The organism is Spongiactinospora gelatinilytica (assembly GCF_003236385.1).
Taxonomy (GTDB): Bacteria; Actinomycetota; Actinomycetes; order Streptosporangiales; family Streptosporangiaceae; genus Spongiactinospora; species Spongiactinospora gelatinilytica.
This window is the reverse complement of the sequence record NZ_POUA01000314.1, coordinates 1-9,339: the sequence shown is the minus strand read 5'-3', so window position 1 is coordinate 9,339 and position 9,339 is coordinate 1. Positions and strand designations below refer to the sequence as shown.

Below are 9,339 nucleotides of genomic sequence, written 5' to 3'. Positions count from 1 at the left end.
GCCCTCCCACCCGGACAACCTGGAGGTGCAGTTCATGCAGAACGGCGAGTGGTGGGGCGAGCACCGCGACGCCGTACTGAAGCGGTTCCAGACCTTCGCCGCCACCTGACCGTCACCCGCCGGCGCCCTCGTCCGCGACGGCCTCGACGACCGACAGCATCGTGCCGGTCGCGACGACGCGGGACAGGCGCAGGCCCGCCGCCGCGAACAGCTCGGCGAACTCGGCCGAGGTGCGCTCGCGTCCGGGCAGCGAGGCCATCAGCATCACGTCGACGGTCTTGGCCTGGTGCGGCTCGTTGCCCTTCGGGATGACCGCGTCCACCACCCGGACCCGGCCGCCCGGGGCCATCGCCCGGCGGCAGTTGCGCAGGATGGTCACGCACTGCTCGTCGTTCCAGTCGTGCAGGATGCGCTTGAGCAGGTAGACGTCCGCGCGGGGGTGAAGAAGTCGCCCGCCGCCGCTGAGCTCCGCGCCGGGCGGCCGGTGCTTGGCCAGCACGTGGGCCTCGTCGTACAGGACGCCGTGCAGGCCGGGCCGCCCGTCGAGCACGGCCAGCAGGAAGCCGCCCTGACCGCCGCCGATGTCGGCCACCACGCCCGACTCCGGGAATCCGTAGGCGGCGGCGATCGGCGCGTTCTCCCAGTCCGACATCGCCGCCATGCCGTCGTGGAAGGTCGCCGTGGTCTGCTCGTCCTGGGCGAAGTACTCGAAGAACGACATGCCGAACATGTCATCGAAGACCGAACCGCCCATGCTCAGGCAGCGTTCCAGCCTCCCGCTGGGCTGCCGAAGGGTCCGGTCGGTGAGCATGAGGACGGCCGCCCGTCCGGACAGCGGCACGTCGGAGCGCAGCGCGTGACCCACGGAGGTGAGCCGGAAGCGTCCGTCCTCGGCCTCCTCGAAGACGCCGCGCGTCGCCAGCAGGCGCATGATCCGGTGCAGGACGGTCGCGTCCGTGCCGGTGCGCTCGGCCGGCTCGGCCGCGGTGAGCGGCCCGTCCGCGAGCCGATCGGCGACCTTGAGCGAGGCGGCGGCTCGCAGCGCGGCCGGGTGAACATAGCCGAGCGCCTCGTCGATCAGAAAGAACAGGGAATCGCGCTCGGCGTTTTCAGTGCTCATTTCTACAATTTGTTCGCGCATGGGACGCCTCCACAGGGTGTGACGCTGCTGAGAACCATTGCCGTGCCAATGGAATCACGCCCGCGGCACAAGAACATATGGCGGCGAGCGGATGTGGCATATAAGCAGAACATCCGCTTCGCTCTTTTCATGAAAATATGGGCGGCGCTAAGGGGAGAGCCGGTTGGGGCCGCGGAAGAGAAAGGTGGCCTCGCGGATGGAGTCCAGGCCGAGCAGGACCATCAGCACCCGGCCGAGGCCCATGCCGAGACCGCCGTGCGGCGGGCAGCCGTAGCGGAAGCAGTTCAGGTAGTCGCGCAGCGGCTCGGTGCCCATGCCCTTTTCGGCCGCCTGCCGCAGCAGCACGTCGTACCGATGCTCGCGCTGCGCCCCCGTGGTGATCTCCAGCCCCTTCCACAGCAGGTCGAAGCTGAACGTGAGGTCCGGCCGCCCCTCGGGCCGCATGTGGTAGAACGGCCGCACGCTCGCCGGGTAGTCGGTGACGAACACGAACTCGTGCCCGGTCTCGGCCCGGACGTGCGCGGCGATGCCGCGTTCGCCCTCCGGGTCCAGGTCCGCCTTCGCCCCGGCCGGGTCCCAGCCGCCGCGCCGCAGGACCTCCCGCGCCTCGGCCATGGTGACCCGCGGGAACGGCGTCTCCGGGACGGTCACCTCGACGCCGAAGTGCTCCTCGATCTCGCCGGCGTGCGCCTCGGCCACCTTGGCCAGGGCGTGGGCCAGCATGCCCTCCTCGAACGCCATCACCTCCGCCACGCCGCCGATCCACCCGAGTTCCACGTCCACGCCGGTGAACTCGGTGGCGTGCCGGGAGGTGAACGACGGCTCGGCGCGGAAGACCGGGCCGATCTCGAAGACCCGGTCGATGCCCGCGGCGATCGCCATCTGCTTGTAGAACTGCGGCGACTGCGCCAGGTACGCCGAGCGGCCGAAGTAGCCGAGCCGGAACACCTCCGCCCCCGACTCCGAGGCGGTGCCCATGAGCTTCGGCGTGTGCATCTCCACGCACCCGGCGGCGTACGCGTAGTCGCGCATGCCCTGCTCCAGCGTGGTCTGCACGGCGTACGCCAAGCGCGCCTCCGGCCGCAGGCGCACGTCCAGGAAGCGCCAGTCCAGCCGCTGCTCCGGCCCGGTGCGCTCGTCGATGGGCAGCGGCGTCTCGGCGCGCCCCAGCACCTCGATCGACTCGGGCACGACCTCCAGGCCGCCGAGTTTCACGATCGGGTTGCCGGTCACCGTTCCGGTGACGCGCACGGCCGACTCGGCGGTCAGCGACTCAAGGACGGCTTCGAGCGGGTCGCCGGGCCCGCCGCGCCGGTGGGTGACCTGCACCATGCCGGTGTGGTCACGGATCACGGCGAACTGCATGCGGCCCTGCAACCGCAGGGTGCGCACCCAGCCGCAGATCGTCACCGTGCGGCCGAGATGCCCGCGCAGGCCGGAGACCGGCACGCGGATCGTAGGGTGGATCATCGAAAGTCCCTCCGAAGGACCTCGTCATGATCCCTTGAGGGGCGTGGGCGATAAGGGTACTCGCGGTGCCACCACGCCTTCGCCGCCGCCACGCGGGCGGCGGCCTCGTCATCGCCCGGTAACGGGGGCGGGCCGGCGGAGCATCGGGCCGCGCGGGCCGTTCCTCTCCGCACTCGGGAGGGTCTTCGCCGTGGGGCGCGGGGCCGCCTTCGCAGCTACCGGCGGCTCTCTGCAACCCGCGTGATCCCGCGGCTACTCGTCTCCGTCAACGCGTTCCCACCAGGATACGGGATCATCAAGTGACGCGTACGGCGTCGCGCCGCGCCGGGTGCACCGCCGCGGCCAGCTCCGCCGGGAGCGTCTGCAGGACGATCCGCCGCCCGGTCTCGGCCAGCAGCCGCCGCATGCCCTCCTGGTCGATCTGGCCGGGGTGGCGCGGATCGAGATGCAGGAAGGTCACCGAGGTCATCAGGCCGATGGCGAGCTGGGCCAGGACGTGCGCCTCGGCGCGGGCCAGCTCCGGGCGCACCGCGGCGACCGTGGTCGTCCACATCCAGATGTAGTCCTGGTGGTGCCCGCCGATCCGCTCGCGGATCTCGTCGGAGAGGTTGCGCCGCTCCTCCAGCCAGATCATGGAAAGCCCGGGTCGCTGCACGCAGAAGGTCGCGTAGCTGTCCAGGAGGTAGTCGAGCGCGCTGCGCGGGGGCAGCGTGGCGGCCTCTGCGGCGGCGGTCTCCATCAGCTCCGAGGACAGCTCCAGCACCGCGGTGAGGAGATCCTCCTTGTTGGCGAAGTGCCGGTACACCGCCGGGCCGCTGATGCCCGCCGCCGCCCCGACATCGGTCGTGGAGGTGTTGCGGTAGCCGGATCTGTGGAACAGGTCCAGCGCCGCGTCGATGAGCATCTCCCGGCGCGGCGTCCTGCCCGGCGGACGTCCTCCGCGGCGTGCTTTCCGCTGCTCGGCCATGCAGTGACGGTACCAACCAATCGGGATCGACCGGAGATCAGACGTAGGAGGCGGTCCGGCGGGGCGGGGCCGCCTCGGCCCCCCGGGCGACGGCCAGTTCGTGCAGTGCGCCGTGGTAGAGCAGCGAGGCGTCGGTGGCCAGGTTGAGCATGTGGAAGCCCGACTCACGGCGGCGGGCCACCGTCTGCGCGTCGTCGCAGTGGATGCCCGCCACGACGCCGTGCCGCCGGCAGCCGTCCAGCAGCGACGCGACCACGGCCTCCTGCTCGGGGTCGTTCTGCTCGCGGCCGAAGCCGAGGGCGAGGTCGTTGGGCCCCACGTAGATCGCGTCCACTCCGGGGACCGACATGATCTCGTCCATGTTGGCGACCCCTTCGGGGGTCTCGATCATCACGGCCACCACGTTGCGGCGGTTGGCCACCGCCGCGCTGTAGTCGGGGACGCGCAGCACGTTGCGGCTCGGACCCCAGCTCCGGGTGCCCTCCGGCGGGTACTTCGCGGCGGTCACCGCCTGCTCGGCCGCCTCCCGGGTGCTCACCATCGGCACCACGACGCCCTGGGCCCCCGCGTCGAGTGCGCGGGCGATGTGCTCGGGGGAGTTGGACGGCACCCGCACGAACGCCGGCACCCCGGCGATGGCCAGCCCCTGGAGCAGCGTCAGCATGCCCTCGTAGCCGACCAGGCCGTGCTGGCCGTCCACGCAGATCCAGTCGAAGCCCGCCCTGCCCAGCAGCTCGGCGGACAGGTCGCTCGGGGTGACCAGCCAGGTGCCGACGGTCGGCTCGCCCCGCTCCCACAGCTCTCGCAAGGTCATCGGATCGCTTCCCTTCTCTCCGTCACGCGTAGTTGTGATAGACGCTGCGGAGCTGCGTGTAACGCAGGACGCCGTGCTTGCCGTCCTCGCCGCCCAGCCCCGACTCCCGGTGGCCGGAGTGGTGCCCCTGGGCCTGCTCGCCGATCGACCGGTTGATGTACAGCTCGCCGAAGTCGAGGTCGCGTTCGGCGCGCATGGCGATGCGGTGGTCGGCCGTGTAGAGGTAGGCCGACAGCCCGTACCGCGTCTCGTTGGCCAGCTCGAAGGCGCGCTCCAGCGTGGGCACCTTGGCGATCGGGGTGACCGGGCCGAACACCTCCTCGCGCATGATGTCCATGCCCGGCTCGACGTCCACCAACACGGTCGGCGTGACCCAGAAGCCGCGCTCGAAGGCGTCGCCGGCCGGTGGCCCGCCGCCCAGCACGACGCGCGCGCCCTCCGCCTTGGCCCGCTCGATCGCATTGATCGACTTGTTCCGCTGGGCCTCGCCGGCCAGCGGGCCGAGCTCGACCTCGCCCAGCGGATCGCCCACCCGGAAGTGCCCGACCAGCGCCGTGTACCGTGCCACGAATTCCTCGAACACCGACTCGTGCACGAACACGCGCTCCGCGCTGGTGCAGACCTGCCCGCCGTTGAAGTGGCGGGCCATCGCCACCGCCGGGACGGCCGTGTCGAGGTCGGCGTCGGCCCAGACGATCGCCGGGGCCTTGCCGCCCAGCTCCAGGGAGACCCTGGTCAGGTTGGCCGCAGCCGCCGCCATCACCTTCTTGCCGGTGTCGCGGTGGCCGGTCAGGGTGACCAGGCCGGTACGCGGGCTGGCGACCAGCGCGAGCCCGGTCTCCGGGCCGCCGGTCACCAGGTTGAGCAGGCCGGGCGGCAGATCGACCGCCTCGGCGATCATCCGGACCAGCGCGATCGAGGACAGCGGGGCCAGCTCGCTCGGCTTGACCACGACGGCGTTGCCCGCGACGAGGGCCGGGGCGATCTTGCGGACCAGCAGCGCCACCGGGGCGTTCCAGGCGGTCACCGCGGCCACCACGCCGATCGGCACCCGGTTGAGGTGGATGACCTCGTCGGCGTTGTCGCTGGGCAGGATCTCGCCTTCGATCCTGCGGTCCCAGCCGGCCGTGTAGTCGGCGAGCTGCGCGGCCATCGCGACCTCGGCGTGCGAGACGGCCAGCGGCTTGCCGACCTCGGCCGTCTGGAGCTCGGCCAGCTCGGTGGCGTTCGCGCGGATGACGTCGCCGATCGCCCGCACGAGCGTGCCGCGCACGCCGCCGGGGGCCCGGCCCCAGTCGCGCTGCGCGCGCTGCGCCGCCGCCAGGGCCTCGTCCACCTCGGCGGGGGTGGCGCCCGGAACGGTGGCGATGACGTCTTCGGTGGCGGGGTTGATCACGGGGATCGCGGGCCCGCCGCCCCGCCGCCAGGAGCCGGCGATGTACAGCCCGGCCTCACTGCTGATATCGGTCGCGGTCATTGGGGTCTCCTTCAGCTTCCGCTCAGCCAGGCGGCGGGATTGCGCTCCAGCATCACGTCGATCTGGTCGTGGCCGACTCCGAGTTCGGCCAGGCGCGGGAGCACGGTCTCGAACAGCAGGGTCATCGACCACGCGGGGGCGAACTCCGCGAGCTTGTCCGCAGGCACCCAGTCGTTGAAGGCCGAGTAGTCCTGGGACAGCATCATCCGGCCGGCGTGGCCGCGGGCGCACAGCTTGGCGACGGTCGCCGCCCGCCGTTCCAGCGGCAGCAGGCCCTCGACGCCGAAGCGGTCCATGCCGATCCACACGCCGAGGTCGAGCAGCCGCTCGATGTAGTCGAGGTCGTCGCTGTCGCCGGTGTGCGCGATCTGCACCGCGCGGAGGTCCACGCCCTCCTCGTGGAAGATGCGGGCCTGCTCCAGCCCGGTGCGGGTGGCCGCGTGCGAGTGCGCCATGATCGGCCGGCCGGTGCGCAGGTGCGCCCTGGCCGACGCGCGCAGCACCTTCTCGACGTCGGGGGTGAGGCCCGGCTCGTCGGTCGCGCACTTGATGAACGCGGCCTTGATCGAGGTGCCCTGAATGCCCTGCTCGATGTCGTGGACGAGCGCGTCGGCGAGGGCGTCGGCGTCGCGCCACTGGAAGTAGGGCGGCAGCACGTTGTAGGTGTAGAGCCCGGTCGCCACGACCAGGTTGACGCCGGTCTCCTCGGCGACGCGGGCGTGGAAGGCCACGTCGCGGCCGAGCATCGCCACGCACGGGTCGACGATCGTGCGCACGCCGTGGGCCTGCACCCCGCGGACGGTCTCCACCGCCGCGGTGTACATGGCCTCGCGGTCGTACAGGTGGGGGAACTGGGTGAGCAGTGGTTCGCTCACCGTCAGCAGTTGTTCGTGCGCGAGGGTACGGCCGAGCTGGGTGTGCTCGACCGGCCCCGCGACGGTTTCGATCATTGCCATGCCGGTACCTCTTCTCCACTCACCTGGCGGTCTGGCCGCCGTCGACCACGAGGCTCGCGGCGGTGATGTAGCCGGCCGAGTCAGAGGCCAGGAAGACGACCGCCTCGGCCACCTCTTCGGGGCCGCCGACCCGGCGCAGCATGGCCTCGCCGCCGACCGCCGGGTGCGCGTCGGCCCCGGCGCGGTCCAGGCCCATCGTCGCGCCGAGGTACGCCTCGTTGGGCGGCGTCCAGATCGTGCCGGGGCAGACCGCGTTCACCCGGATCCCGTCGGCGGCGAGGTCGAGGGCCAGGCCGCGGGTCAGGCTCTGCAGCGCGCCCTTGCCCGCGCTGTAGGTGATCCGGTCGGGCTGGGCGATGAGCGCGGAGATGGAGGAGATGTTCACGATCGCCCCGCCGCCCCGCTCGCGCATGTACGGCAGCGCGTGCTTGGCGCACAGCGCGTAGCCGAAGACGTTCGTGGCGAACGCCCGTCCCCACTCCTCGGGGGTGGCCTCGACGCCCTTGGCCACCAGCGCGACGGCGCTGTTGACCAGGATGTCCAGCCGGCCGAACCGGGCCGCCGCGGCCCGCATCAGCCCGATGATCTGCTGTTCGTCGCTGACGTCCGCGCGGACGAACAGCGCCCGCTCGCCGAGCAGGCTCTCGGCCTTGCGCCCGGCCTCCTCATCGATGTCGGCGATGGCGACCGAGACGCCTCGTTCGGCGAACGCCGCCGCGGTGGCGAGACCGATTCCGGACGCGCCCCCGGTGATGACGGCCACCTTGCCCGTCAGACCTTTCACCGCTCATGCTCCTGTCTGATCTGCTCCGGGCCGCGTCAGGCCAGCGGGCCGGGGTTGTTGCGGTAGCGCAGGACGCCGTCCACCGCCCGGTAGGCGAGCGCGCCGACGGTGCCGGTCGGGTTGTAGCCGGCGTTCTGCGGGAAGGCGGACGCGCCGACCACGAAGGTGTTCGGGAAGTCCCACATCTGGAGGTGGTTGTTGACGGCCGAGGTGCGCGGGTCGGCGCCCATGATCACGCCACCGGTGTTGTGGGTGGATTGGTACTGGGTGCCGTCGTAGTGCGCGGCGAGGGCGCCGCCGGCCACCAGCGAGTCGGGGTTCATCGCGGTGGCGATCTCTTTCAGCTTCTCGCCCAGGTAGGCGACCATCTTGCGCTCGTTGTCCCGCCAGTCGAAGGTGATGCGCACCAGCGGCAGGCCGTAGGCGTCCCGGTAGGTGGGGTCGAGGTCGAGGTAGTGTCCCCGGTAGGCGGGGCTCTCGCCCTGCGCGCCGATGATCAGCGAGTGCGCGTAGTGCTTGCGGATCGCCTTCTTCCACTCAAGGCCCCAGGCCGGGGTGCCGGGCGGGGCGAGGACCGCGTTGATCGGCGTCGTCGGGTTGCTGCCCACCTTGATCAGGCCGCCGCCGATGAAGCCGAGCCCGGTGTGGTCGAAGTTGTCGCCGTTGAGGTCGTCGATGGCGATCGCGCTGCCGCACGCGACCATGTACGGCTTGAAGTCCTTGTCCTTGAAGTAGGCCATCGCGCCCGCGCCGTCGGACTGGTAGCAGTAGTTGCGGCCGATGACGCCCTCGCCGGTGGCCGGGTCGTACGGCTTGCCCATCTTGGACAGCAGCAGCAGCCGGCAGTTGTTCAGGGTGAAGGCGGTGAGCACCACGACGTCGGCGGGCTGGTCGCGGACCGCGCCGCTCGCGTCGTAGTAGCGCACTCCGGTGGCCCGGCCGCCGTCGTGCAGGATCTCGATCACCTGGGCGTTGGTGCGCAGCTCGAACCGGCCGGTCTTCTGGGCGGTGGGGATCACCGTAAGCGTCGGGTCGCTCTTGGCGCCGATGTGGCAGCCGAAGTGCCCGGTGAAGCCGCAGTAGGTGCAGCCGGGCCGGGACATGCCGTCCGGGTTGGTGTACGGCTTGGACAGCGCGCCCGCGGGGCCGGGGAACGGCTGGTAGCCCACCTTGGCCGCGGCCTCGCGGAACACCGATCCGGCGTAGGACTCGATCAGCGGCGGGAGCGGGAAGTCACGGCTGCGCGGCCCCTCGAACGGGTTGCCGCCGGGCACCTTGGTGCCCTTGATGTTGCCCGCCTTGCCGCTGATGCCCGCCATGTACTCGAACTTGTCGTAGTACGGCTCCAGGTCGTCGTAGGTGATGCCCCAGTCCTGGATCGTCATGTCGGCGGGGATCATCCCCGCGCCGTAGCGGGCGACCGTGCGGCTGCGGATCTCGAAGTCTCGCGGGTTGAACCGCCAGGTCTGCCCGGCCCAGGAGACGCCGGAGCCGCCCACGCCGTAGGCGGGCGCGAACGAGCCGAGCCGGCGGATCGGCAGCGCGCGATCATTGACGTCGTGCCGCAGTGTCCAGGTCTCGGCCGCGACGTTCTGCATCAGCTCGCGGTCCACCGCGTACCGCAGCTCGTCGTGCCCGTGGGCGAAGTCCTCGACGCCGCGCGGCCCGCCGCGTTCCAGGCCCACCACGGTCAGCCCGGCCTTGGCCAGCTCGGCGGCCATGATCCCGCC

The 9,339-nt window shown here is 71.5% G+C and carries 8 protein-coding genes; all 8 read right to left on the bottom strand.

Annotated features, from left to right (window positions below; translation table 11 throughout):
* Positions 1–112 precede the first annotated feature (112 nt).
* Positions 113–1,120 carry a methyltransferase gene (locus tag C1I98_RS29660; protein ID WP_111170696.1) on the bottom strand — a complete coding sequence of 336 codons (1,008 nt, stop codon included), beginning with the start codon at positions 1,118–1,120 and terminating at the stop codon, positions 113–115.
* Between the two features lie 168 nt (positions 1,121–1,288).
* On the bottom strand, positions 1,289–2,611 hold the full coding sequence (gene aspS, locus C1I98_RS29655; RefSeq protein ID WP_111170695.1) for an aspartate--tRNA(Asn) ligase: 1,323 nt from the start codon (positions 2,609–2,611) through the stop codon (positions 1,289–1,291).
* A 295-nt stretch (positions 2,612–2,906) separates the two neighbouring features.
* Complete coding sequence (locus C1I98_RS29650) at positions 2,907–3,578, bottom strand: TetR/AcrR family transcriptional regulator (protein ID WP_111170694.1); 672 nt, start codon at positions 3,576–3,578, stop codon at positions 2,907–2,909.
* A gap of 37 nt (positions 3,579–3,615) precedes the next feature.
* Positions 3,616–4,392 carry an HpcH/HpaI aldolase family protein gene (locus tag C1I98_RS29645; RefSeq protein WP_111170693.1) on the bottom strand — a complete coding sequence of 259 codons (777 nt, stop codon included), beginning with the start codon at positions 4,390–4,392 and terminating at the stop codon, positions 3,616–3,618.
* Positions 4,393–4,414: 22 nt separating this feature from the next.
* Positions 4,415–5,869 carry an aldehyde dehydrogenase family protein gene (locus C1I98_RS29640; protein ID WP_111170692.1) on the bottom strand — a complete coding sequence of 485 codons (1,455 nt, stop codon included), beginning with the start codon at positions 5,867–5,869 and terminating at the stop codon, positions 4,415–4,417.
* An 11-nt stretch (positions 5,870–5,880) separates the two neighbouring features.
* Complete coding sequence (locus C1I98_RS29635) at positions 5,881–6,825, bottom strand: phosphotriesterase family protein (protein WP_199537305.1); 945 nt, start codon at positions 6,823–6,825, stop codon at positions 5,881–5,883.
* A 19-nt stretch (positions 6,826–6,844) separates the two neighbouring features.
* A complete protein-coding gene (locus tag C1I98_RS29630) occupies positions 6,845–7,609 on the bottom strand; it encodes an SDR family NAD(P)-dependent oxidoreductase (protein WP_111170690.1) in 765 nt (254 codons plus the stop codon).
* Positions 7,610–7,644: 35 nt separating this feature from the next.
* A partial coding sequence (locus C1I98_RS29625) for a GMC family oxidoreductase (RefSeq protein ID WP_111170689.1) occupies positions 7,645–9,339 on the bottom strand: 1,695 nt, incomplete at its 5' end.